The organism is Candidatus Epulonipiscium viviparus (assembly GCF_030708075.1).
Lineage (GTDB): Bacteria > Bacillota > Clostridia > Lachnospirales > Cellulosilyticaceae > Epulonipiscioides > Epulonipiscioides viviparus.
This window is the reverse complement of the sequence record NZ_CP117982.1, coordinates 2,580,283-2,606,355: the sequence shown is the minus strand read 5'-3', so window position 1 is coordinate 2,606,355 and position 26,073 is coordinate 2,580,283. Positions and strand designations below refer to the sequence as shown.

The following is a 26,073-nucleotide window of genomic DNA, read 5'->3' as shown; positions in this document are numbered from 1 at the left end:
TGTTAAACCTCCTTTATAAACTTATTTCTTATCACGATGACGAACGATATATTTATTCGAATGTTTATTTTTCTTTCTAGTCTTATATCCAAGAGCTGGTTTACCCCAAGGAGTACAAGGTGCTGGTCTACCAATTGGTGAGCGTCCTTCACCACCACCGTGAGGGTGATCATTAGGGTTCATAACAGATCCACGAACAGTAGGACGGATACCCATGTGACGTTTACGTCCTGCCTTACCAATATTTATAAGCTCATGATCACCATTTCCGATTACACCAATTGTTGCCTTACATTCGATAGGAAGAAGTCTCATTTCGCCAGATGGAAGTTTTACTGTCGCATATTTGCCTTCTTTAGCCATAAGCTGTGCCGAAAGCCCTGCCGCACGAACCAACTGTCCGCCTTTTCCTGGTTTCATTTCTAAGTTATGAATACTTACACCAACTGGCATATCTTTCATTCTTAGCGCATTTCCCACGCGAATTTCTGCTTGCTCTCCACTCATAATTTTGTCGCCAACTTTTAAGCCTTCAGGAGCCAAAATATAACGTTTTTCTCCATCTGCATAGTTTAAAAGAGCAATGTTAGCAGTTCTGTTAGGGTCATACTCAATGCTTGCTACTGTTGCAGGAATACCGTCTTTATTACGTTTAAAGTCGATAATTCTATATTTAATAGTAGCACCGCCACCGCGATGACGAACTGTAATTTTACCCTGGTTATTTCTACCAGAATTTTTCTTTAATTTGACCACAAGAGATTTTTCTGGAGTTGATTTAGTAATTTCCTCAAAAGATGAAGAAGTCATATGTCTCCTAGATGGGGTATATGGTCTATATTTCTTAATTGCCATCTCTTTAATTCTCCTTTCAATTTTTGTTACACATAGCCACGTGTTTTTATATTAAATTACATCCCTTGGAAGAAATTAATATCTACACTAGACTCAGTCAGCTTTACAATAGCTTTTTTGTACTTACTAGTTTTCCCTTGAGTTCTGCCACGACGTTTAGTTTTTCCGTCATAATTCATGGTGTTTACTCTTTCAACCTTAACTTCTGGAAACATTTTTTCTACAGCTTCTTTGATTTGAACTTTAGTTGCACTAGGGTGTACAATAAAGGTATACTTTTTTTGCTCCATAATGCTCATACTTTTTTCGGTAACAACTGGTTTTTTTATTACGTCATAAAATTTAATGTCAGCCATTATTTATACACCTCCTCAATTTTTGAAAGAGCTTCTTTAGTTACTACAAAAGTATCATATTTTAAAACATCATATACGTTTATATTATTAACTGCAGAAGTTTTAACTCCCTGAATGTTTCCAGCTGCTATTTTCACATTCATTGCGCAGTCACCTTCTGTTACTACAAGAGCTTTTTTTAGATTAAGCGCATCTAATACCTTAACCATAGATTTAGTCTTTGCTTCTGTCAATTTTAACTCATCTAAAACAACAATTTTTTTCTCTTGAACTCTACTAGTTAATGCGCACTTAAGAGCTTGTTGTCTTTCTTTTCTATTTACTTTGAATGAGTAGTCTCTAGGTTTTGGTGCAAAAACAACACCACCGCCAGTCCATTGAGGTGAACGAATTGACCCTTGTCTAGCACGACCGCCGCCTTTTTGTCTCCAAGGTTTTCTACCACCACCACGAACTTCTGCACGAGTTTTAGTACATTGAGTACCTTGTCTTTGATTTGCAAGATAAGACACAACTGCCTGGTGAACAAGATGTTCTTTGATCTCTACTCCAAAAATTCCATCATCAAGAGAAACTTCTCCAACTTGTTTTCCTTCCATATTTAAAACACTTACATTTGCCATTTGCTACTCCTCCTTTCTTTATTTACTATGCTTTACGCTATTTTTTACAGTAACTACTGTTCCTTTAGGTCCTGGAACACATCCCTTAATAAGAATAAGGTTTTTGTCTGCATCAACTCTAACAATTTCTAGATTTTGAATGGTCACATTATCTCCACCCATACGAGAAGGTAATCCTTTACCTTTCATAACGCGTCCCGGATTTGTTGCCGCTCCCATAGAACCTGCGTGACGGTGATATTTTGAACCATGAGCCATTGGCCCTCTGCTATAACCATATTTCTTAATCGAACTTGTATATCCCTTACCTTTAGTTACACCAGCAACGTCAACTTTGTCACCTTTAACAAAAACTTCAGCTTTGATTTCTCCTCCAACTTCAAACGCAGAGCAATCATCAAATCTAAACTCTTTTAGATATTTTTTAGGTTCTACACCTGCTTTTTCAAAGTGACCTGCCTCAGGTTTAATTACAGCTTTTTCCTTTTTGTTAATAAAACCAACTTGGATAGCTTCGTAACCATCGTTTTCTTTTGTTTTCTTTTGCACTACCGTACATGGTCCAGCTTCTAATACTGTTACTGGAATTAAATTAGCATTTTCATCAAAAATCTGAGTCATGCCAATTTTTTTAGCCATTATTGCCTTTTTCATTATATATAGCCTCCTAATCTACAGCGGATTGCATTTGCAATCATACTAGACAAGCAAATCTTGTCCCGAATTAACTCTGCTTCAATTTAATTTCTACACCAGCTGGTAAGTCAAGTCTTGTAAGTACTTCGACAATTTTTGGCGTAGCTTCGATATCAATCAATCTTTTATGAGTTCGTTGTTCAAATTGCTCTCTAGAATCTTTATATTTGTGCACCGCACGAAGAATTGTAATGATTTCTTTTTTTGTTGGTAATGGAATAGGTCCACTAACTCTTGCTCCAGATTTTTTAGCAACCGATACAATTTGCTCTGCAGTTTGATCTATAAGCTTATGATCGTATGCTCTTAAAGTAATTCTCATTTTTTTATCTGCCATAAAAAAGTTCCCTCCTTTTATAAGTTATAAATAGACGCTGACAGGGTGATCATACACTGCTGACTGGTCATTATAAACTAATACAAAAGAAAAGAACTTCTGTTATAAGCATATATTATTCCACTTTCTAGCAGTGACAAGACGATAAGTTTTAAACTATCTTCGCTCCCTAGAAATTTACCTAAAAACGGTAGCAACCTCCTAGATCATAGTTCCCAATGTCACACAAAGCCGATTATATACGATAAAAAAACAAATTGCAAGGATATTTTCAAAAAAATTTTCATTAATTCAAAAAAAACTGCATATCCTCTAAATATTTTGCTTACAAATCTCCAATAAAGTTTTTTCTTTCATCTTTGCATTTCATCTCATTTCATTCATTATTGACATTTTTTTTATATTTAATAATTTTTTTGATCTATATATTTACTTGAGCATAATTATTATTCTAAATATCGTTAAGCACATTTAGCAAAATTATATAAAAAAAATAGACACGGAAAGTAAAACCGCGTCTACAATAGTCTATTAATTAATTAATACTTTTTTTAATTTTTCTACTTCTTGTAGCATCTCTTGACTTATAGCTGAATTTTCTTCAGAGCCCGCAACAGCTGTGTCCATAATATGTGTAAGTTGAGTAGTTCCTTGTCTCAATTCAGTAATTGATGTTTGTTGTCCCTTGCTGTTTTTTAACAAATCTAAATTAATGGCAACATTGTCTTCTATAGTTTTTGAAATATCTTGTAATGCCACATTTGTATTATCCACTATTGATTGTCCATTATTAACAATACTTAAAGTGTTTGAAATCATTTTTTCTATATCTTTTACAGTTTCAGAACTCTTTGTTGCAAGATCTCTAATTTCATTTGCAACAACTGCAAAACCTTTTCCAGCTTCCCCGGCTCTTGCTGATTCGATTGCCGCGTTCAGCGCTAGCAAATTAGTTTGAGATGCGATATTTTCTATTACCTTAATTACTTCTGCAATATTATAACTTGCATCCGCAATATCTTTCATCGCTTCGATCATATTTTTCATGTGTGCTGTTCCAATGTCTGCTTTACTTTGTGCCTCTTTAGAAATTTTAGCTGTTTCGTTCATTTGATCGATATTACTAATAATATTGGTAGACAACTGATTAATAAGTGCAATAAATTCTTCGATTACTGCCGCTTGCTCCATTGAATTATCTGCCATTGCTTGTGAAGAACTATTTACAGATGTAGAAATATCTGCAAACTTAAGTGTACTCTGAGTTATCTGTTTGATCAATGCTTCTTGTTGCTCTTGTCGTTCTACTGTTTGTTCAAGATGTGTAATGTCTTGTATAATTTCCAAATGACCTATTTTCATTCCCATGGAATTTAAAATTGTTTCTGCATTCGCTTGAAATACTGTGTCTCCAGACTTAAATTTAGTAACTTTTTCTCCACGATTTAAACAATTAATACCACATTTTTCAGTGTTACAAATTTCTGCATTCCAATTACTACAAGGCTTTCCAACTGCAGCTTCATTTTTAATATTAATCACTTTTTCCGTTGCGTGATTAATAAATATCCAATTTTTATCATTGTCTGTTACAGATATTGGAAATGGCATAGCATTTAAAACATTTATATAAGTATCTCGTTGTGCTATAACTTTTTTTAAATAAATTGCTCCACCTATCAACGCTCCAATTGCGCCAATAAGCAGTAAGTACACTAATATATCCATTATATTTCCCCCTTCAAACTAAGTACAAAACACACAACCTAAATTATTATTTTATACATCACCTTCTTTTTAAAAGATTGTCTTAAACAATAACAGGCATATTATACCATCTAAATCCAATTTTGTCTATAAATTCTTCATACTATTTTATATATTATGCTATTTTATATATTATACTATTTCATCTTTCTTTAAAAATAATGTCTCCTTCTTTAATTAATCCTAATTTTTCACGAGCAATGTCTTCTATATATTCGTTTGTCCCAACAAGAGTTTTTTGATGCTCTAAATTTTTAATATTTTGTTCTAATGCTGCCACATCTTCTTTCATGTGCGACAGCTGAATTTGCGTTTGCTTTAATGTATTATTTATATCATAGGCCTGTACAGCCAGTATTCCTATAATACATATTGTTCCTAAAATAATTATCTTTTGCATATTCGGCATTGTATCCTCCTATTATAGTACTTTGCTAAAAAATACTTTTGTTCGTTCTTCCTTTGGATTTTCGAATACTTCTTTGGGATTTCCCTGCTCTAAAATTTTTCCTTGATCCATAAATAGTAACCTGGTGCCTACCTCCTTTGCAAACCCCATTTCATGCGTTACAACTAGCATCGTCATTCCATCTTTAACCAAATCTTTAATAACTTCTAGAACTTCCTTAACCATCTCTGGATCTAACGCAGAAGTTGGCTCGTCGAATAACATAACTTGTGGCTCCATTGCAAGGGCGCGGGCTATTGCTATTCTTTGCTTTTGTCCTCCCGACAACTTACTTGGATATTCATTTGCCTTATCAACAAGCCCCACACGTTCTAGTAGTGTATATGCTTTTTTCTCTGCCTCTTCTTTAGAAAGTTTTTTAATTTTAATCGGTGCTAGAGTAATGTTTTCTAATATTGTCATGTGTGGAAATAAATTAAAATGCTGAAAGACCATTCCTACTTTTTGGCGAATTTCATTAATATTAACATCTTTGTCATAAATATTTTTGCCATTGATAATAATCTCACCCTTTGTAAGTTCCTCCATTTTATTTATGCATCTAAGATATGTTGATTTCCCAGAGCCAGATGGACCAATGATTACCACTACTTCTCCTTTTTCAACCTGATCGTCAATGCCTCTTAATACTTCGAGCTCACCAAAATTTTTATATAAATTTTTAATTTGAATCATAGCCGCCTCCTAAATTTTGATATACTTAGTATTATAACCAAATTTTTATGAAAATTCAACCAATACTACTTGACATTATTTCATACATGTTATATTATGGTGTGCAATAGCAGCACAGAGGAGCGTATCTATGGACATTCGTATCGATTTGACCAATACAATAATTGAAACCGACAGATTAACTCTACGATTTTGGACAGAAAACGATTTGGAAGATTTTTTTGAATATGCTACAGAAGAAGGTGTCGGTGAAATGGCAGGCTGGAAACATCATTCTTCCGCTGCGGATACAAAAAAGATTTTGGACATGTTTCTTAGACATAAAAATGATTTAGCAATATCCTATAAGGAAAAAGTGATTGGCTCCATTGGACTTAACTCTTCTTGGGCTAATATAGATGAGACTTTTGGGATATTGAAAGTCAAAGATTTGGGTTATGTTTTGAACAAAAATTATTGGAATCAGGGATTAATGACCGAAGCACTTCAACATGTGATTCCTTATTGCTTTGCTGAACTTAAACTAGATGCGCTGACTTGTGGTCACTTTACTTTTAACCAACAATCGAAACGAGTTATCGACAAATTAAAATTTGAATTTGTCGAAGAGACTACATTTGAGTGTCTCCCACTTAAGCAAACTTTTCAATACCTTCGATATATCAAGATTGCCTAAGCAGTAAACTCTTATTTTTTGCTTGCTATAATAGCTATAATTTACGCTGTTCTCAGCTTTCGTATTACTGGATAAAGTGATTTTATAATTCCTACACTTGTAACAGATACTATTAATCCTTTGAATATATTAAATGGCACAATCGAAAATAATACCAAGGTAAACTTATCTGTTATTGCAGGTAAAATTACGCTTCCCATTTCTACAATAGCCTCCATTGGCATTCCAAATGCATTCGCATAGAACGGCAACATTATGAAGTAGTTCATTACTCCCCCTATTATGGCCATCGTCAAAATTCCAATCGAGATTCCTTTTACAACTGTCGAAAACGATTTATCTTTACGCACCAGATACATGATTGGCAATATATATCCTACCGATACTATCCAGTTAGCAAATTCTCCAACAAACGCTGTTGATGTACCAAATAATACCACTTTTAACAAATTTTTCAATGTAATAATAATAATCCCCGAAGCCGGACTAATTGTTAAAATCCCAATCAACGCAGGTACTTCGCTAAAGTCTACCTCCAAAAAACTTGGAAACAACATAGGCAACTTAATTCCCAGTTGCATCAAAACTGCTGCTATCGCGCTAAGTAATGCAATCTTAACCATGTCTTGTGTTTTCACGTTTACCACTCCTTATATGATTTTTCACATAAAAAAATAACCCATTCTTTCTTACGGGTTACTAGTAAATTGCCATACACAAAAAAAACATGTGCTTACAACTTCTATTCTTCTCCCATCCAGACTATCACTGTCGGTTTTGGAATTTCACCAAATCAATGCTCTCGCACTCACGGACTATCACCGTCGGTGAGGATTTACACCTCGCCCCGAAGAATTAAATTATTTTTTTATTACCAATATTATACTGCACTCCATAATATTTTGTCAATATATTTTAATAATTAATTTCTAAATTCAGCCATTTCAATTCATTTTCAGTAAGCTTCACGTTCACCGCGGCCACATTTTGAGCCATTCGCTCGACAGATGTTGTCGTTATTATAGTATAGGTATTTAACGGCTGATCCAACACCCATGCAAGTCCTATCACTGCAACAGACACTCCCTTTTCTTCTGCCAACTGCTCCGCTCTTTTCAGCCTTTCCACGTTCGCATCACACATAAATGCTCGATAAATATCCTTGCTTAATATCTCTTTTGCGACAGTAACATCGCTCGAATGAAACTTTCCTGATAAAAATCCTCTTGCAATGCTAGAGTAAGCAAAGATAGGCATATCCGTCTCTTGGTAATATCTTCGCGCAACAGCATTTGTAGGCCCTGTCAAAGACAGCGTTCCCGGCCATAAATCACCTTGCTGCTCAACCAAGCTAAACTGAGGGCTTATACTCGTAAAAGTTGCCAACCCCTTTTTATCTGCATACTCATTTGCTGCCAAAACTCTATCTAAACTCCAGTTTGATGCGCCAAAACTTTTGATATATCCTTTATCTAGCATTTCATTGAAGCACTCAATAATTTCTGCCACCGCAACACTCTCATCGTCTCTGTGTAACATGTAAATATCCACATAGTCTGCACCAGGCTTCGCCAAAAAATCCGCCATATCAGATCTAATATCAAATGCATTCAAACGATTTCTCCACTTATTACAGTGCCCGCACTTGCTCAATATCACTACTTCATCATGATTTGCACGTGTCGCAACCCACTCGGTCAACACCGCCTCTGCTTCTCGACTATATAACGCCGCAGTGTCAAAGGTATTAACTCCCAACGCATACACATCATCCAAAAATTTAAAGCTCGCTTCTTTGTCTGCAATATCTATCATTGCTGAGTGCCCCAACACAATTTTTGAAACTTTCTTATCTATTGCTACTACTTTTCCATATTCCATAATCGTCTCCTTTAGATGCTTATTTCTCTCTTCATTAGAGTTCAAAACTACTATTTTGTCAAGAGTTATACACAAAAAAAATCTCCCTGCTATTCTTACAACAGGAAGAGTATCTATATCATTTTATTGATGCAACGCAGCTTGTGATTCTTCACTATTCAAATTATCGAGATCTATCATCACAACACCAGTATCCACCTCTTTGTTTGCAGGAGCATTTCCAGCCAAAATATCCATTATCGTTTGAACACCTTGCGCACCCATTACTGTTGGCATTTGCACTGCTGTCCCTTGAATTATGCCAGCTTCTAGTCCTGCTATTATATCCGCAGAATTGTCAAATCCCACTACTTTAATTTCTCCAGCTTTGCCCATAGTTGATACTGCATTTGCCGCCCCTATCGCAGCCTGATCATTTGCTCCCCATATCCCCTTAATATCCGGATCTGCAGATACCATATCCGTTGCTTGATTCGCCGCCTTTGCAGGATCAGAATCACAATATTGAATGCCTACGATTTCGATGTCTGGATACTTCGCTTCTATTTGATCTACAAAACCAGTTTCACGGTCTACTGCTGTTGATGTGCCTGCAGCAAAGTTGATGATTCCCACCTTGCCACTACCTCCAATTAGTTCTGCCATAAGATCCGCACAGTGCGCACCAGCCGCAACATTATTGGTTGCCAAAAATGCATCATATATAGGCTCTGATAATCCCGAGTCAATCATTACAACTGGAATGTCCGCTTCTACTGCCTTTTTCACCGGAATAATCAACGAATCTTTGTCCGCTGCCGCCAAAATAATTCCATCATATTCATCCACAATGCTAGTTTCAACAATTGCCACTTGCGTATTTATATCCGACTCAACTGCTGGTCCTAAATGTGTAATTTCTACATTTCCAAACTCTTCTGCCTTTTCTATTGCAGCTGCTTTTACTGTTTGCCAATATGGCGAATCAACCATCTTTGTAATAAGCGCAATTTGAACTGTGTTCTCATCCACTTCACTGTCATCTGCTACACATCCGCCTAGTGTGGCTACCATCATTGTTGCCGCAAATACAGTCAATAATAATTTTTTTTTCATCATCTTATCCTCCTATTATAATTTAATATTTTGTCTACGTTTCGTATCATACCAAACACCCAACACTATTATTGTACCTATCACTATCATTTGCACAAATGCATTAACTTTTAGCAGGTTTAACCCATTTCTCAGTACACCCATTACAAAGGCACCGACAATTGTTCCCAAAATTGTTCCTACACCACCTGTCACAGAAGTCCCGCCTATTACTGCTGCAGCAATGCCCTCAAGCTCATAGCCTGTTCCAGCATTGGATTGCGCTGATGCCAGTTTTGCAGTTAGCAATATCCCTGCTATTGTTGATGTTAAGCCCGATATCGTATATGCTATCACCTTCGTGCGCGCTACGTTTATTCCAGATAGCCTTGCCGCATCCTCATTTGAACCTACCGCATATACGCGTCTACCGTACCCTGTCTTTGCAAGAACTATCCCCAAAATTATTCCCGTTACTATCATCAAAATTATCGGAATCGTTACTCCAAATATCTCACCATTCCCCAACCATATAAAAGCTTCTGCAACTTCTTTATTGTCCATTGCTTGAATAGAAACTGGCTTTCCTCCTCCTATTAATTGTGTCAATCCTCTAAATGCAAATTGCGTACCCAGCGTCACTATAAATGGTACCACGGCAAGTTTGGTTACGCAGTATCCATTAATAAATCCTACAAATGCGCCCGCAATCAACGATGCCACAATCGCCAACCATATGGGCCACCCCATTGTAATTAACTGCGCACACAAGATTCCACCAAAACCCAAGATCGATCCAACCGACAAGTCTATTCCGCCAGTAATCAATACAAACGTCATCCCAAATCCTAGCAACGCATAAGGCACAACTTGGCTCACGATAGTAATAAGATTGGTTGTTTTTATAAATTTTCCATCTGTCAACACTGCAAAGAGTATGGTCAGCCCTATCAATACTCCAAACGCCAACCCCTTGCTCAGCAAGTCCCGAATATTAATCTTCTTATTCACACTTTTCCCCCTATTCACAAATTATATCGCTAAATTTAATATCGCTTCTTGCGTTGCTATTTTTGTCTCCAATTCTCCCTTGATTTCTCCGCCTTTCATCACCAAAATTCTGTCACTCATTCCCAATACCTCTGGAAGTTCCGACGAGATCATAATAATTGCAACTTCTTCCTGCGAGAGCTTATTCATTAACTCATAAACTTCATATTTTGCACCAACATCTATTCCGCGTGTGGGCTCATCAAAAATCAATACTTTAATATCATTGCATATCCACTTTGCCAAAACAATTTTTTGCTGATTGCCTCCCGAAAGATTCCCCGCTCTTTGATACATACTAGGCGTTTTGATTCGTAAACTTTCTATATATTTTTTTGCATTATTCTTAGCTTTGTGCTCCGATACAAATCCCTTTGTTGTTAAATTAGGAATATTGGCCAAATTTATATTTTCTTCCACGGTCATTCTCAGTGCTAGCCCATCTTTTTTTCGATCTTCTGTTATATATCCCAATCCCATCGCAATCGACTGTTCTGGGTCTGCAAAATGTACTACTTCATTATCTAAAGTAACCTCTTTTATTTCCGTTACATCTGCACCAAATAATGCGCGTGCAAATTCGGTACGTCCAGCTCCCATCAGCCCTGCTAGTGCCAAAATTTCCCCCGATCTAACCTCCAAATCCCTAATGTGCACTTTCGAGTTTTTAATCTCTTTTACATGTAATCTAACGTCTCCTATTGTCCTTTCAAATTTAGGATATTTGTCATCTAACGCGCGCCCTACCATCAACGTCACTATCTCATCTATATCCACATCATTAAAATCTTTTGTTGCAATATACTGACCATCTCTTATCACAGAAACCCTGTCTGCTATTCGCGCAAGCTCATCTAATCGATGCGAAATATAAAACATTCCCACACCTTTTGCTTTCAACTTTAAGATCACTTCAAACAAACTATCAATTTCAGAATCTGTCAATGCCGCAGTTGGCTCGTCTAAGACCAGAATTTTTGAGTCAAATGATATTGCCTTCGCGATCTCAACCATTTGCTGTTCTGCAACACTCAAACTGCTCACCAATGCTTTTGGACTAATCTCTAACCCCAACTCCTTCAAAATCTTTGCAGTCATTTTATTCATTTCTCTATCATTCACAAATCCAAATTTTTTTGGCTGCCTATCTAACCAGATATTATCCGATATACTCAAATGCTCGCATAAGTTAAACTCTTGAAATATTATACTTATTCCCAATTGCTGCGCCGATTTTGTCCCCTGTATATGTATTTTGCTCCCTTCCATAAATAACTCGCCTTCTGTTGCCTCATACACTCCAGACAAAATTTTCATCAAGGTAGACTTTCCAGCTCCATTTTCTCCGCAAAGCGTGTGTACTTCTCCTGCATTTAAATCTAATGTTACGTTATCTAACGCTTTTACACCCGGAAACACTTTAGTTATATTCTTCATTTCAAGCAATTTTGCCACTATTTTCCCTCCATTTCTTTCCAATTTATTATGCGTATGCTACTCATATACCTAACAGACCTACTTCGTCAACAAGATTTTATCATCATTAATCTGCTTACCTGCTTTTTCTCTAAACTTGTCAATCAATTTTTCTACAGTCAAACCTTCTCTTTGCTCACCCGCAATATCCAAAATAATGTTTCCGCTATCCAACATCAACGTACGATTCCCTCGTGCTAACGCATCTTTCATATTATGAGTAATCATCATACATGTAATTTTATGCTCCGTCACAGTCTTGTCTGTAATTTGCAATACTTTTTCAGCCGTCATCGGATCCAATGCTGCCGTATGCTCATCTAACAGCAGCAACTTCGGCGGATTCATCGTTGCCATCAGCAATGTTAACGCCTGCCGCTGCCCCCCCGATAGCAATCCCACCGGCTGCTTCATCCTATCTTCTAGCCCCATATCCAGTAATGCCAGCCGCTCCCTAAATAATTCCTTTTCTTTTCGACTAACTCTATTAAAAAATGCTTTGCTATGCTCTGCTGTTCTTAAATACGCAAGCGACAGATTCTCTTCTATTGTCATGTTTGGCGCTGTTCCTTTCATTGGATCTTGAAACAGCCTACCAATATTTCTGCTCCTTTTATAGGATGGCTTATACGTCAAATCCAGGTCATCTAGAATTATCTTGCCTGCATCTACAAAAAAATCTCCTGCAACAGCATTAAATAATGTCGACTTCCCAGACCCGTTAGATCCAATAATCGTCACATAATCTCCATCGTTTAACAATAAGTTTAGATCTCCGAGAGCCACTTTCTCATTTACAGTGCCTTTATTAAACGTTTTAGTTATCGATTGTAAATTCAACATATTTGATCACCTCGCTGCCAATCTATTTTTACGCTGAGCCATCTGCTCTTTTATCGTGGGTGCCGCGATGGCAACTGCAACAATAACAGCCGTCGCAAGCTTTAACCCTTCCACTTGTACGACGCCTGTCATCAACACAATCGCATACATCAATCTATAAATAATACTTCCTATCACTGCCGCAAACGCTGCAAATGCCATTTTTTTCCTGCCTACAATAGTTTCACCAATCACAAGACAAGCAAGCCCTATAACCACAATTCCTGTTCCGCTATTGATATCTGCTGTCTTTTGCGCTTGCCCAACCAATGCACCAGATAAGGCAGTCAACCCATTTGCTATACACAACCCGATTGTAATTGTAAATTTAGGATTTATCGAAGAGCTACTTACCATATGTACATTGTCTCCCGTTGCTCTTATCGATAATCCCAATCCCGTTTTTAAAAAAACTATCAACAAAATCGTAATACTTATTGCAACAACTGCTCCAACGATAACCTCATGCCATCCCGAAACTATCTGCGCATCTTTAAAAATTGTAAAAATTGTATCTTGCTTCAACAAACTTACATTTGCTCTCCAACCCATTGCCATCAAATTTATAGTATACAACCCGGTGTTTGTAATTATCCCTGCTAATATAGAAGGCACTCCCATTCGAGTTTGCAAAAATGCTGTTACAAAGCCTGCCGCAATGCCTGCAGCTATCGCCATAGGTATCGCCAAAAACGGATGCCCTCCAGCTGCAACAGAAACCGATACCGCACAACCCAATACAAACGATCCGTCTGTTGTTAGGTCGGCAATATCCAAAACTCGATAGCTTAAGAATAATGCAAGCGGCACCAGTGCATACAAAAATCCTAACTCCAATGCAGTTTCAATTATATACATCATATGCCTATCCCCTTACTCTAATGTTGTTCTAACTTCTATAATTTCTCCTTGCCCTTCTAACACACTATAATCTAGCCCTATTGCTTTTGCGGTTTCGGTATTTACAGTAATCGCGCCACCCTTCGACACATAATAATCCTCTTCGATTCCATTTTCTATCACCGCGGCAGCCAACTGAGCAGTCTCTTTTCCCAAATTAGTGTAATTTACTCCAGATGTTAAATACGCACCATTTCTCACAAACGAATCGGCACCTGTATAATGAGGAATTTTCGCGGCATTCAAATCCTCATAAATTGCAAGCTCCGCTGCCATAATTACGTTATCTGTTGGCGTAAAAATCGCATCTACCTCATCTGCAATCAATATCCCTGCTGCTGCAATAACTTCGTCATTCGTGTTTGCCACAACCTCCTTATAAGCAATACCCTTTTTGTCAAGGTACGCTTTCGCTTCTGCAATTGGCTTTTGGCTATTCACTTCCGACATCGAATACAGTAGCCCCACTTTATCTATATCAGCATCTTGCGTAAACATCAAATCCAAAATGAATTCGGTATTCAACGCATCGCTGTATCCTGTTACATGGTCTAGTCCTGTCAATTCCGCCGCTTCTGGATCCGATACCGCCGCATAGACGACAGGAATGCCATCTTCTTCTGCTTCCAATGCCATAATTTGTGCCGCCAGAGTTGCCACAGGTATAATTACATCGAAGTTTTTTGCCACAACCTGAGAACCGATTTGACTTAGTACCGATTGATCGTTTTGACCACTAAATATTTCATATGTATTTGCCAGAATGCCTTCGTTATTCATTTCCGTCAACTCAGCCGCAACAGCATTTGTGATTTCATCCAGCGAAGCATGGTCCATCTGCTTTACAATCGCTACTTTTACTGTTCCATCATCGGTTTCTGCTTGGCATCCACCAAGTACAAACACAACCCCTGCCGCTATCGCTACTTTCATTTTCTTGTTCATCATCAACACTTCCTCCAAATTTTATAATATATAGCCCTACAGCCTATGATACAGCAGATGCTGCAGCATTGTCAATCTTTTTACTTTTCATGCATTAATTTACCACCGGTGCTGAATTTTGCACAAATAAATAAAAAGAACGCCGGATTATTAGTCTCAACGTTCCTTCTAAATTTTATTATCCTTTTACCGAACCAGCTACTACTCCTTCCATAATAAATTTTTGCGCCAGTACATAGACTATCAAAATTGGCAACAATACCATTGTGTATGACGCAAAGGCTAAGTTATAATCCACCGAAAACTGACTATTAAATACATACTGAGCCAATTGCAATGTCTGCTGCGACTCCTCTGTTAGCAAAATGAGTGGCATAGTAAAGTCATTCCAAGTCCACATAAATGATAATATCGCGACCGTTGCCGAAATTGGCTTTAGCAAAGGAAATACTATTATACTAAATGTTTTTAACACACCCGCTCCATCTATCATTGCTGCCTCTTCTAATGCTATTGGCAAACTTTTTATGGCACCAGAATATAAAAAGCAATTCATCGGCAAACCAAATATCACATACAAAAATGCAATTCCCCATATGTTATCCAAATTAAATCTGCTTGCCTGAATAACTAACGGCAACATAATCACGCTAAACGGTATAAACATCGCACTCAAAAAATAGTAATAAATATATTTAAAGAACTTACTCTTGTCTTTATTCCTTGTAATTGCATATGCCGCAAACGAATTTAGTGGCAATGTAAAAATTAAATTAATCACAGTAATTATTGCCGTATTGGTAAATTTTCTTGGGTAATCTGTTTTAATCCATGCATCTGCAAAGTTTTCTAGTCTTAGTTCTCGCGGAAAGGACAAAACATTTATCATATCTGATGGGTCTTTTACTGCTATTACAAAAACCATATATAACGGCAACAAAATAGATACTATCATTCCTAATATTAATAGTGCTGTAACACTCCAATTTTTCTTGCTAGTCATTATACTTTGCCTCCCTCTTCTCCAAAAAGTATAGTTGCAACAAAGATATACCTGCTATTATAATAAATAGCACCACCGCATTAGCCGACTGATACGCAAACTGTCCACCCGATAATCCACGTTTATAAATTAATACTGCAATAGAAGTTGTCGTCATACCCGGGCCGCCACCGGTCATTGCCATAATTTGATCATATACCATCAAAAACCCTTTAATAGATAAAACCATATTGATAGTAAACGATGTTGCAAGCAACGGAAAAGTAATTTTCATAAATCGCTTCATTCCATATGCACCATCAATAGCTGCCGCTTCATACACTTCCGTACTGATTCCCTTTAATCCTGCAGTATAAATCAATGTATTAAACGCGCTACTAGCCCAAACTGTTACAAAAATTATCCCCCACATTGCATTATCTGTTCCCAAAATATTTACACTCAATGCGTCGATCCCTAGCGTCTTTCCGATTGTCGGAACTATATTGGCAAAGATATAATTAAATATAAAACCAACCATTAGATTTCCCAACATATATGGCAAAAAATACGTTGCCTTCAAAAATCCTGCAAATTTTATATTGCTATTTAAAGCGCACGCCAACACCAAGCTTAAGATATTTACCAGAATTGTCGTAATGATGGCAAAAGTAAATGTAAACGAATAGGCGTTAAATATGTCGGGATCTTTAAATAGCTGCAAATAATTATTTAATCCCACAAAATCCCAATTTCCATATCCTTTCCAATTTGTAAAGCTATAAAATATCCCCTGCAAAAAAGGAATCGTATGAAATACAAAAAAACATAGCGCCATCAGCACCACAATTGCATAATAAATAGGATTGATCTTTTTCTTATTCATTTTTTTCGCTCCTCACTATTCATTATTTAATATTAACAGCATCGTATTTGGCGTCTAAATCTTTTAATGTCTTATTAATATTTTCATCGTCATCCATTCCAGATACATAATTCATTGCGAATCCCGACAACACCGCCTGCAAGTCTAATCCATTTGGGTAATAATGATCCGGAAAATTTTCTACGTTGCCATTTTCTACCTCTTTACTTATATCAGCCACCGCAGGATTTGTTTGCTCTACCCCCTTAATGGCAGAAAATGCGAATTGATCTTCGATATACCTGCTAGCTACTTCTGGTGAAACTGCATATTCTACAAACTTCTTCGCAATGCTTTCTTTCTCTTCGTCACCATCCACCACCGCTAACAATACATCTACTCCCGAAGTCAACTTATTTTTTGCCGCAGTATTTGATGTGGGAAACGAAAACATCCCTAAATTGATATCCGGATTAGATGCAGTAATTTGGTTAATTGCCCAGTTTCCATTAATCATCATCGCACCAGCTCCAGTTGCAAATGCTTTGTTTCCATCGTTATACGACGTTCCCATAAAGTCTGGTTGCGCATAATTCATCAGCACAATCATTTTTTCCAATACCTCTTCATGAGTTCCTAAAAATGTTGCCTTACCTTCCATTCTATCGCTCATAAAGTTATCTGGTTGTATCACAGGTGCCATACTATTCCACGGCGGCAATATTGTCCAACTATCTTTATACGTAAATACAAAAGGATTAATTCCCGCGCTGTCTAGCTTCTCTATTACGGCCACAAATTCATCCCAGGTATGCGGAACCGATACGCCCACTTGCTCAAATAAATCTTTGTTATAAATAATCCCCGATGCATTTGTTGCGTAAGGAATTCCGTATACTTTTTCTTCTTTGTTTTCGTTTCTATTATAAACCATTTCTAAATAACTCTTATGTAAATCGGACACATACACTTCATTGCTCAAATCAACTAACATTCCTGCCCCTTGAACTTCTGTAAAATTGCTATCTCCACCTATTGCAATAATGTCTGGCATATCATTTTTCGCCATTCTAGTTTTTAACACTGTCGCTGCATCTGCTGGCGCTACAACGTTTACTGTATGCTCCGGATTCTGGGCATTAAATTCGGCTGCAATGCTTTCTAATATTGCCACATTTTCTGCCTTGCTTGAAAATAATTCTAAAACGCTGTTCTCCGCATCGCCATTACCGCATCCTACCAATGTTCCTGCTGCCATAATCAAAAATAGTGCATTTTTTTTATTCATATAAACTCCTCCATCAATTTAAATATTTACATAATAGTAAATCATATCGCAATTGATTGTCAATATGATCTTAGCACCATCATCTAAATTTTATTTCACACAATATAAAATCGGCACTATATCTTAATACTACAATATGTCAACATCATTATCTACAAAATTTTATATCAAACATTCATATTTTTTTCTTATCCCAAAAACATTTCACTATTGCTAACATACTTTCTGATTTATGGGTTACATTTTACACTCTGCAACACACGCATCTATCATTGCGGTTATATTGACATAATATTAAAAATATGTTACATTGCTATTTAGTATTTGATATTTTTTATTTATGAAAGGAGAATTTCATGGATATTCTGTTAGGCATTTTACGATTAACTGCTGCCATCCTTGTGGCAATACTTCTAGGAAAATGTGTTGCAAAACTTAAATTACCTGCTATATTAGGCTGGCTTCTTACCGGCATGCTATTAGGTCCATTTGCTTTTAACGTTTTAGATTCGCAGCTACTAGACGCTTCATGGTATAAAGCTGTTTCTCATTTCTTTGAATGCGCTGTCGGGTTGATGTTTGCCAAAGAGCTTGTATTTAAGAAACTGAAGTCTTTGGGTAAACAAATAATGACCATCACTATATTTGAAGCTATGGGTACGTTCTTGGTTGTTTCTGTCGCATTCAGCGTTTTGTTCTACTTTATGGGAATTCCTTTGTACGTTGCTCTCGTTTTTGGAGGCATTGCTCTCGCCACCGCGCCTGCGCCATCGCTTTCTATTGTCAATGAATTTAAGACAAAGGGGCCAATCACCAATACTCTTATACCCATCACAATGCTAGATGACGTCATTGCAATGATTGTATTTTTCACAGTCAATTCTTATGTTGCATCACTAGGTTCAACCAGCTCAGGATCTGTACTTACCATACTTGCAAGCTCCATCGCTCTTCCTGTTGGTCTTGGCATAGGAATCGGGTTCGCTGTATCACTGCTTTTCAAAAAAGAGATGTCCCAAAGCAAAATTTTATGTGCTACTCTATTTTCGCTTGCGATGACATTTGGAATTGCTTATGCCATCGATCACTTTGTCTTGGCAACACCAATCATAAACTATATGCTACTTGGTATGGCAACATTTACCACTCTTGCTAACCTTGTTCCTGAACACACAATGACCAAAATTGCAAACTCTGTTTCGCCAGTAGTTGGCATCGGGCTTATGCTTATGATCATCAACTTGGGAGCACCACTCGACTACCGTTTGATACTAGGCGCTGGTCTACTCACTACCATCTATATCATATCACGAGCATTCGGCAAATACTTCAGCACCTATCTTGGTGCCCATGTTTCTAATGCCGAGCCTACTGTAAAAAAATATTTGGGATTCGTACTTCTTCCACACTCTGGAGTTTCTCTCGTATTTACAGGAATGGCCGTTACATCACTCAGTACATTCGATACTGAATCCGCAGTTCTGGTGCAAGGAACCATCGCCGCAGCTGCAGTTATAAACGAAATCATTGCAGTAATCATTGCCAAGAAAGGCTTCGAATGGGGCGGTGAGCTCTCTACTACAAAAGCCACTAGCCCGGATTCTGCTGTCGTAAATAATTATTAATTTTCTGAGGACGGATCGCTATGATTTGTCCTCTTTAACAATACCACAGTTTCTACATGATACGTTTGAGCAAACATGTCCACGCATAAACTCTGCGCCACATGATATCCCCCCTCTGCGAAGGCAACCAAATCTCTTGCCAGCGATGTTGCTTTACATGAAATATACAAAATCTCTGCCACTCCAAAATTAATGATCTTCTCTAACGCCTTCCTATGAATCCCATCTCTAGGCGGATCCACAACAATTACATCTGGTCCGACATCGGCATTATCTATTTGTGTGAGCACATCTCCTGCTATAAATTCACAATTCTCTAACCCATTCAGCTTTGCGTTTTCCTTTGCCGCAGCAACCGCTTCTGCAACAATCTCTATCCCCACCACCTTCTTTGCTTTCAATGCCATTATTTGAGCAATCGTTCCTGTGCCCGAATATAAATCAAAAACTGTTTTGTCTTCTAAATCAGAAAGTAGAGCAAGCGCATTTGCATATAACACCTCTGCTCCTTTTGTATTAGTTTGAAAAAATGAAAAGGGTGAGATCTTAAACTTCAATCCTAGAATTTCTTCGTATATATAATTTAACCCATACAACAACTCCACGCTGTCGGGCTTTATCGCATCTGACGGACTGTCGCTAATTGTATGCAGTACTCCTGCTATTTTAAACCCAGTATTTTTTATGGCTTCCACAAATGCCGTAAAGTCGTATGCTATTTGAGATGAAGTTACAATATTTACCAAAAACTCTCCTGTAGTTTCGGAACGTCTAACCACCAAAAACTTCAAAAATCCCTGATGCGAAACTTTTTTATAATATGGGACATTTTCTACTGCAAAAAAATCCAGTGTTGCTCGCAATATTGCATTAAATCCATCATCCACGATCTTGCAATCGTCAACCGTTACAATATCAAAAGTAGTTCGTTTTTTATGAAGCCCCAACGCCAGCGGCCCATCTTTTACAGTATCTCCAAAAGTATACTCCATTTTGTTTCTATACTGAAACCACTTAGGGGAGCCCAAGATTTCTGCAACTTCAAAATTCAAAATCTGATTTACCCATCGTAACTTTCGCTCGAGCTGCTTTTCGTATGGCAAATTTTGTAGCGCACACCCTCCGCAAGCTCCAAAGAACTTACATTTCGCCGCGATATAATATGACGGATTTTTTATGACTCTCTCTAGCCTTGCTTCCCAATTGCCCTTGCGCTTTTTCAGCAATCGCACTTCCACTTCCTGCCCCTCATATGCATCTGGCACATACGCCTTTGCTGCATCATCGAGATAGATTACTCCCTTGTTTTTAACATTTATTTTTGAGATTACTCCCACTGCTATATCATTCTTTTTTGGCATAATTATATTCCTTCTAAATTTTTTTTAATTATTACATAAAAATGCCATATATTCAAGCCGAATTAACTTATTTTTGATTAATAAGCAGTACTATTTTCGGTCATACTATTATCAACAATGATTTTTAATGATATACAAAGGAGACATTATGTTTAAAAAACTAACTACGCTATTTACCAAAGATAGAGAAACAAAGCATAAAGAGATTATTTACTATTCAGACGGCACTAAGATGTATGAAGGCACAACGCTAAATCACTTTTTTGAGGGCGCAGGCAAGCTATATAACGAAGAGGGAGTGCTCATTTATGACGGCAACTTTCATGAGGGTTTTCGATCTGGCTCCGGAACCGCTTTTCTTCCCGATTCTATCTACGTAGGCGAATTTCGCAATGATAAAATGCAGGGTCATGGTGTTCAAACTTGGGACGACGGCAGTGTCTATACTGGCAATTTTTTAGATGATCTTAGAGACGGAAAAGGCATATTAAAACTTGTGGACGGAACAACTTTTGAGGGCAATTTTTTGGCTAACGAACTAGAAGGAGTTGCGACGGCTACATATGCAAACGGCGATACTTATATTGGAGATTTTGAGAACAGCATCGCTCAAGGAAAAGGTAAAATCATATTTAGCAATGGCGACATATACGAAGGTGACATTATTAAAAATTGTCTCCCACATGGCAAGGGATCTCTCACACTAGTGGATGGGTCGATATATCGCGGCGACTTTTCTTATGGTGCTGTTACAGGCAAGGGAATGAAATGTTTTCCAAATGGGCACAGATATATGGGAGAATTTCGAAATGGGCTAATGGAAGGCGAGGGTTGCTACGAAGATGCGCAGCACCACCGATACGAGGGGCTATTCGAAAACGACTATATGGTTGCTTCATACCATGGGGTTTATCTATATCCCGATGGCAAATATGAGGGACCTTTACAAAAAAGTAAACCCGAAGGTGAAGGTGTTTTCTACTACGACAATGGTGATATATATAAAGGAGAATTTCGAAATGGCAAAATGACAGGCAAGGGCGAAAAAACTTTTGCAAACGGGCATATATATGTAGGCGAATTTCGAGATGGGATGATGCACGGCGAGGGTATATATAACGACACATTTGCAGTATATAAGGGCTTGTTTACAGACAACTATATGATCAAAAGATTTTCATAGGCAGCAATTGTTATTGGAATAGCAGCATTTTACGCATTTCACTGCTATTTCAATAATTTATTTTTCTACACTAAAAACAGCTTTTGCCTTTTTATGTCATAAGTTATATTTTCAAATTCGCTACCAAAGATAGCCTTAAGCATTAGCTCCGGATTTAAATTTGATCGACTTCCTGCCTTTATCTTTGCAGTTAAAATAATGCCCTCTTCATCTTCTGTAATAGCATAATCTAAAATGAGCGGCTTGATCTCTTGCTCCACCCATTTTTTTTTCTTATTTCGCTTTGCAATAACAATGCTAGGTTGCTCTAATACATTTACAATTTTATCTGCGTTATCTAAATTTTTTATAATAATCTCATATATTGCGGCATCAACCTGGCTCATCAGCGTTGGTGCTCCCTCTTCTGCCTCGTCGCAGTCTAGCAATTCGATGCCCTTTGGCAATACTGCATTTAGACTGTCTTTCAGATCTGCTGGAGCAACGTCCGTCTTAGTCTTGATTTCTATATATTCTCCAACGCTCTCCATCCCCACTGGCAATGGTAAAGCAAAGTATACTTTAGAATGTGGATTGAACCCTTCTGAGTATGCTATTGGAATACCGGCAACCTTTATGGCACGCTGAAACAGCCTTACAGTATCCAGATGTCCTACAAATTTTACATTTCCAATTTTGGTAAATTTTGCTCTAATTCTCATAGCATACACCTCCACTAAATTTGTTGGCACCACAGCCCGAACACATTTCTCTACATTGAGGCGTCGTAATTCCTTCATAAGCTTTCTTACTTTCTGCAATTAAAAATTCCTTGCGCACGCCAATATCAATGAAATCCCACGGCAAGTTTTCGGCATAGTCTCTTTTTCTATGCGCATAAAACGAGAAATCTACCCCACTAATTCTAGCAGCCTCCAGCCATAACTCTTCTTTAAAATGTTCGCTCCATCCATCAAATTTGCAGCCCAACCTATGCGCTTCATAAATTAAGTTTGCCACACGCCTATCTCCTCTAGCGATCACCGCCTCCAGTATACTCGTCTTCGCATCATGATGATTATACTTAATCGATTTACGTTTTATCGCATTCTTTAACAGCATATGTTTCTTCATAAACTCTTCTGCAGTATCTTGAGCCTCCCACTGAAATGGTGTAAAAGCTTTTGGTACAAAACAAGAAGTGCTTACAACCAAGCTTAGCGACCCGGCTCTATCTGCCTTATCCAAGCTATAATATGTGCGCGCAACTTCTTCTGATAAATTAGCAATACCAAAAACATCATCTAGCGTTTCTGTTGGCAATCCTAACATAAAATATAGCTTAACTCTGCTAAACCCACCGCTAAATGCAAGTCTGCATCCATCCAAAACTTCCGATTCCACAATATTTTTGTTGATAACATCGCGAAGTCGCTGCGTTCCAGCCTCGGGTGCAAATGTCAACGAGCTTTTGCGAACCTCCTGAATCTTTTGCATCAGCTCTAGCGAAAATTTGTCTACTCTGAGCGATGGCAATGAAATATTAACCATATTTTCTGAGCAAATCCCTAGCAATTCGTCTACAAATTCTTCCAAATCTTTATAATCACTAGTACTCAATGATGCCAGCGAAATTTCCTCATATCCAGTACTGGCTATCAAATTTTTGGCATACTTAAGCAATGTTTCCTTCGATTTTTCTCTCACCGGCCTATAAATCATTCCTGCCTGGCAAAACCTGCAGCCTCTTAAGCACCCCCTAAACATCTCCAATGTTACTCTATCAAAAACTGCCTGAATCCATGGAATCACCTGCGTATCGGGATAATATAGCGCATCCATATCATTTACCACGACTTTGCTAATTACGTTGCGTGCAGCTACATTAGTCGCAACACGTTTTTTGATAGTACCGTCTTCGTTATATTCAACTTCATAAAACTTCGGAACATATATCCCATCAATTTGTAGCATGGCTTCCAAAAATTGATCTTTGCTTTTGCCTTCTTTTTTATATTGTTTATACATATCTAATATTTCGTCATATAAAACCTCACCCTCACCCAAGTAGAAGAAATCTACAAACGGCGCCAACGGTTCGGGATTATACGCACACGGCCCACCAGCAATAACTAGCGGATGCGCATCGGTTCTTTGCTCTGCAAATACAGGAATATTAGCAAGTTCTAACATATTCAAAATATTTGTGTAACTCATTTCATATTGCAGTGTAAATCCCACAAAGTCAAATTTCGAAAGCGGCGTTTTTGATTCTAACCCAAACAACTCCACCTGATTTTTTCTCATCTGCTCTTCCATATCAACCCACGGAGCAAACACTCTCTCGCAAAACGTATCTTCTCGTCTATTCAAAAACTGATACAAAATGTGCATTCCCAAATGACTCATCGCAACTTCATATACATCCGGAAACGCAAACGCAAAATGTATATCTATTTTATCCAAATCTTTATCATAACTATTTAATTCGCCGCCTATATACCTAGCAGGCTTATCAACCTTTTTCAAAATTTCCATATTATTCTCCTAAAATTATAAAATGGACACGGGAGACCCTCCCGCGCCCACAAATCTATCGTATTACTTCTCTCCAACTTAAATCTCCACGATCTAACGCCTTAACCAACAACTCCGCTGTTGCCAAGTTTGTTGCAATTGGAATATTATGGATGTCACAAAGTCTTTCTAGAGTGGAGCTGTCTGGCTCATGTGGTTTTTGCCCCAACGGATCTCTCAAAAATATAACCATATCAACTTGGTTGTGAGAAATTTGAGCTCCAATTTGTTGAACACCTCCCAAATGTCCTGCCAAATATTTATAAATCGTCAAGTTTGTTGCTTCTTCTATCAATCTTCCCGTTGTTGCCGTTGCGTACAAGTCATGCTTTGCTAAAATGTGTCTGTACGCAATAGTAAAGTTCTCCATCAATTTCTTTTTTGCATCATGCGCTACCAATCCAATATTCATAAGTCTTTCCCCTTCCTAAAATATCATCTCTTCTTTATTTAATATAACGCTTAAAACAAGTCCCATACCTATCATATTAGCCCATAACGAACTACCTCCATAACTTACAAAAGGAAGAGTCAACCCTGTGTTTGGTAGCAATCCTGTTACGACACCAAAATTTATAAAGGATTGGGCCGCAATCATGCCCATATATCCTACAATAATGAACTTGCCAAAATCATCAATCAAATTTCGAGCTAAATATAATCCTCTAAATATGAATAACAATATAATAGCAAGCAGTGCAATAATACCATAAAACCCAAATTCTTCTGCAATATTTGCTACTATAAAATCATTATGCGATTCTGGTAAATAATTTAGCTGACTTATTGCTCCTTTATAGATCCCCTTTCCGTATAACCCACCAGAACCTATAGCATCAATAGATCGACTGGTTTGATAAGATTCGCTTTGTGAATCTCCTCCCGAAAACGCAGCCACAATTCTATCACGCTGATAGTTATCTATAATTTGTTGATTAGGATTTTTTATTATATATCCAACACCGATACAAATAATGACCAATCCAATCAATGCTGTTGAAAAAATATATTTAAGCTTCAGATTGCTGACAAACAATTGTACCACTAATAAAGTCAATATGACAATACTAGTTGACAAATTTGGCTGTCTATTTATTAAAATAAAAGGAACAAATTGAAATAAAAGTATTTTTCCTATCGTGATTACAGAATTTATCTTTTCATTTTTTAGTGAAATAAGTTTGGCAGTACAAAAAATTATAATTATTTTTGCAAATTCAGAAGGTTGTATCTCAATAAATCCTAAATTTATCCATCTTCTCGCACCTTTGTTCGCAACTCCAAATATTAATACAGCTAGTAAAATCACATTCATTACAACGTATATTATAACATAATGCTCTCCCACTTTTCTATAGTCTATTAACGTTACTATCGTCATTAATATCAATCCAATTACGAAAAATATAATTTGCTTAACGAGAGGTGTCAAATCTCCAGAGAACGATGTGGCACTACTGATTGCCAAAATTCCAATAGCAATTAGCGCACACATTAATACAATAAGAACAACATCTAGATTTTTAAGTGCAATTTTCTTATTAAACAATA

General features: G+C 37.4%; 27 protein-coding genes and 1 riboswitch. Of the genes, 3 read left to right on the top strand and 24 right to left on the bottom strand.

Features of this window, described 5'->3' with window-relative positions; all coding sequences use genetic code 11:
- Positions 1 to 21: 21 nt before the first annotated feature.
- The 8 genes from rplB to PCY70_RS10950 form a co-directional block, all read right to left on the bottom strand.
- Complete coding sequence (gene rplB / locus PCY70_RS10985; protein WP_010167351.1) at positions 22 to 855, bottom strand: 50S ribosomal protein L2; 834 nt, start codon at positions 853 to 855, stop codon at positions 22 to 24.
- Between the two features lie 56 nt (positions 856 to 911).
- Positions 912 to 1,211 (bottom strand): 50S ribosomal protein L23, encoded by a 300-nt coding sequence (gene rplW / locus PCY70_RS10980; RefSeq protein WP_010167352.1) that lies wholly within the window; start codon positions 1,209 to 1,211, stop codon positions 912 to 914.
- The gene (rplD, locus tag PCY70_RS10975) at positions 1,211 to 1,834 is read right to left on the bottom strand and encodes a 50S ribosomal protein L4 (protein WP_010167353.1); all 624 of its coding nucleotides are present in this window, start codon (positions 1,832 to 1,834) and stop codon (positions 1,211 to 1,213) included. Before rplD ends, rplW begins: the two co-directional genes overlap by 1 nt.
- 18 nt (positions 1,835 to 1,852) lie before the next feature.
- Positions 1,853 to 2,488 carry a 50S ribosomal protein L3 gene (gene rplC, locus PCY70_RS10970; protein WP_010167354.1) on the bottom strand — a complete coding sequence of 212 codons (636 nt, stop codon included), beginning with the start codon at positions 2,486 to 2,488 and terminating at the stop codon, positions 1,853 to 1,855.
- A 70-nt stretch (positions 2,489 to 2,558) separates the two neighbouring features.
- Positions 2,559 to 2,867 carry a 30S ribosomal protein S10 gene (rpsJ, locus tag PCY70_RS10965; RefSeq protein ID WP_010167355.1) on the bottom strand — a complete coding sequence of 103 codons (309 nt, stop codon included), beginning with the start codon at positions 2,865 to 2,867 and terminating at the stop codon, positions 2,559 to 2,561.
- A 531-nt stretch (positions 2,868 to 3,398) separates the two neighbouring features.
- Complete coding sequence (locus tag PCY70_RS10960; RefSeq protein WP_305767380.1) at positions 3,399 to 4,595, bottom strand: methyl-accepting chemotaxis protein; 1,197 nt, start codon at positions 4,593 to 4,595, stop codon at positions 3,399 to 3,401.
- Positions 4,596 to 4,776: 181 nt separating this feature from the next.
- A complete protein-coding gene (locus tag PCY70_RS10955) occupies positions 4,777 to 5,043 on the bottom strand; it encodes an FtsB family cell division protein (RefSeq protein WP_305767379.1) in 267 nt (88 codons plus the stop codon).
- 12 nt (positions 5,044 to 5,055) lie between these two features.
- A complete protein-coding gene (locus tag PCY70_RS10950; protein ID WP_305767378.1) occupies positions 5,056 to 5,778 on the bottom strand; it encodes an amino acid ABC transporter ATP-binding protein in 723 nt (240 codons plus the stop codon).
- Between the two features lie 130 nt (positions 5,779 to 5,908).
- Here PCY70_RS10950 and PCY70_RS10945 point away from each other — a divergent pair, with 130 nt between their 5' ends.
- Positions 5,909 to 6,454, top strand: a complete 546-nt coding sequence (locus PCY70_RS10945) for a GNAT family N-acetyltransferase (protein ID WP_305767377.1) — start codon at positions 5,909 to 5,911, stop codon at positions 6,452 to 6,454.
- Positions 6,455 to 6,495: 41 nt separating this feature from the next.
- On the opposite strand, the gene PCY70_RS10940 is transcribed toward PCY70_RS10945, so the two are convergent.
- The 11 genes from PCY70_RS10940 to PCY70_RS10890 form a co-directional block, all read right to left on the bottom strand.
- Positions 6,496 to 7,092 carry an ECF transporter S component gene (locus PCY70_RS10940; RefSeq protein WP_305767376.1) on the bottom strand — a complete coding sequence of 199 codons (597 nt, stop codon included), beginning with the start codon at positions 7,090 to 7,092 and terminating at the stop codon, positions 6,496 to 6,498.
- 103 nt (positions 7,093 to 7,195) lie between these two features.
- A riboswitch (FMN riboswitch) is annotated at positions 7,196 to 7,313 on the bottom strand.
- 56 nt (positions 7,314 to 7,369) lie between these two features.
- Positions 7,370 to 8,335, bottom strand: coding sequence for an aldo/keto reductase (locus tag PCY70_RS10935; protein WP_305767375.1), 966 nt, complete (start codon positions 8,333 to 8,335; stop codon positions 7,370 to 7,372).
- Between the two features lie 123 nt (positions 8,336 to 8,458).
- Positions 8,459 to 9,430 (bottom strand): ABC transporter substrate-binding protein, encoded by a 972-nt coding sequence (locus PCY70_RS10930; protein WP_305767374.1) that lies wholly within the window; start codon positions 9,428 to 9,430, stop codon positions 8,459 to 8,461.
- Between the two features lie 15 nt (positions 9,431 to 9,445).
- Positions 9,446 to 10,420, bottom strand: a complete 975-nt coding sequence (locus PCY70_RS10925) for an ABC transporter permease (RefSeq protein ID WP_305767373.1) — start codon at positions 10,418 to 10,420, stop codon at positions 9,446 to 9,448.
- A gap of 21 nt (positions 10,421 to 10,441) precedes the next feature.
- Positions 10,442 to 11,914 carry a sugar ABC transporter ATP-binding protein gene (locus PCY70_RS10920; RefSeq protein WP_305767372.1) on the bottom strand — a complete coding sequence of 491 codons (1,473 nt, stop codon included), beginning with the start codon at positions 11,912 to 11,914 and terminating at the stop codon, positions 10,442 to 10,444.
- 60 nt (positions 11,915 to 11,974) lie between these two features.
- Positions 11,975 to 12,778 (bottom strand): ABC transporter ATP-binding protein, encoded by an 804-nt coding sequence (locus PCY70_RS10915; RefSeq protein ID WP_305767371.1) that lies wholly within the window; start codon positions 12,776 to 12,778, stop codon positions 11,975 to 11,977.
- Between the two features lie 6 nt (positions 12,779 to 12,784).
- Positions 12,785 to 13,678 carry an ABC transporter permease gene (locus PCY70_RS10910; RefSeq protein WP_305767370.1) on the bottom strand — a complete coding sequence of 298 codons (894 nt, stop codon included), beginning with the start codon at positions 13,676 to 13,678 and terminating at the stop codon, positions 12,785 to 12,787.
- A 12-nt stretch (positions 13,679 to 13,690) separates the two neighbouring features.
- On the bottom strand, positions 13,691 to 14,665 hold the full coding sequence (locus PCY70_RS10905) for an ABC transporter substrate-binding protein (RefSeq protein WP_305767369.1): 975 nt from the start codon (positions 14,663 to 14,665) through the stop codon (positions 13,691 to 13,693).
- Positions 14,666 to 14,840: 175 nt separating this feature from the next.
- Positions 14,841 to 15,665 carry a carbohydrate ABC transporter permease gene (locus tag PCY70_RS10900; protein ID WP_029488164.1) on the bottom strand — a complete coding sequence of 275 codons (825 nt, stop codon included), beginning with the start codon at positions 15,663 to 15,665 and terminating at the stop codon, positions 14,841 to 14,843.
- Positions 15,658 to 16,530: a carbohydrate ABC transporter permease gene (locus PCY70_RS10895; protein WP_305767368.1), complete on the bottom strand. Its 873-nt coding sequence runs from the start codon at positions 16,528 to 16,530 to the stop codon at positions 15,658 to 15,660. Before PCY70_RS10895 ends, PCY70_RS10900 begins: the two co-directional genes overlap by 8 nt.
- Before the next feature lie 22 nt (positions 16,531 to 16,552).
- A complete protein-coding gene (locus PCY70_RS10890; RefSeq protein WP_305767367.1) occupies positions 16,553 to 17,797 on the bottom strand; it encodes an ABC transporter substrate-binding protein in 1,245 nt (414 codons plus the stop codon).
- 356 nt (positions 17,798 to 18,153) lie between these two features.
- On the opposite strand from PCY70_RS10890, the gene PCY70_RS10885 reads away from it, so the two are divergent.
- A complete protein-coding gene (locus PCY70_RS10885) occupies positions 18,154 to 19,422 on the top strand; it encodes a cation:proton antiporter (protein WP_323132691.1) in 1,269 nt (422 codons plus the stop codon).
- Here PCY70_RS10885 and rlmD read toward each other — a convergent pair.
- Complete coding sequence (gene rlmD, locus PCY70_RS10880; RefSeq protein ID WP_305767366.1) at positions 19,419 to 20,783, bottom strand: 23S rRNA (uracil(1939)-C(5))-methyltransferase RlmD; 1,365 nt, start codon at positions 20,781 to 20,783, stop codon at positions 19,419 to 19,421. The two genes, PCY70_RS10885 and rlmD, sit on opposite strands and share 4 nt — an antisense overlap.
- 148 nt (positions 20,784 to 20,931) lie before the next feature.
- Here rlmD and PCY70_RS10875 point away from each other — a divergent pair, with 148 nt between their 5' ends.
- Complete coding sequence (locus tag PCY70_RS10875) at positions 20,932 to 21,966, top strand: MORN repeat-containing protein (RefSeq protein WP_010167889.1); 1,035 nt, start codon at positions 20,932 to 20,934, stop codon at positions 21,964 to 21,966.
- Between the two features lie 65 nt (positions 21,967 to 22,031).
- Here PCY70_RS10875 and PCY70_RS10870 read toward each other — a convergent pair whose 3' ends face one another.
- Genes PCY70_RS10870 through PCY70_RS10855 form a run of 4 tightly spaced genes read right to left on the bottom strand, consistent with a single transcriptional unit; the run spans position 22,032 to position 26,071 of the window.
- Positions 22,032 to 22,667 (bottom strand): TIGR03936 family radical SAM-associated protein, encoded by a 636-nt coding sequence (locus tag PCY70_RS10870; protein ID WP_305767365.1) that lies wholly within the window; start codon positions 22,665 to 22,667, stop codon positions 22,032 to 22,034.
- Entirely contained in the window at positions 22,657 to 24,483 is a 1,827-nt protein-coding gene (locus PCY70_RS10865) for a TIGR03960 family B12-binding radical SAM protein (protein WP_029488161.1), read from the bottom strand. Before PCY70_RS10865 ends, PCY70_RS10870 begins: the two co-directional genes overlap by 11 nt.
- Positions 24,484 to 24,538: 55 nt before the next feature.
- Entirely contained in the window at positions 24,539 to 24,934 is a 396-nt protein-coding gene (gene mgsA, locus PCY70_RS10860; protein ID WP_010167883.1) for a methylglyoxal synthase, read from the bottom strand.
- Between the two features lie 15 nt (positions 24,935 to 24,949).
- Positions 24,950 to 26,071 carry an FtsW/RodA/SpoVE family cell cycle protein gene (locus tag PCY70_RS10855; protein ID WP_029488160.1) on the bottom strand — a complete coding sequence of 374 codons (1,122 nt, stop codon included), beginning with the start codon at positions 26,069 to 26,071 and terminating at the stop codon, positions 24,950 to 24,952.
- Between the last annotated feature and the right edge of the window lie 2 nt (positions 26,072 to 26,073).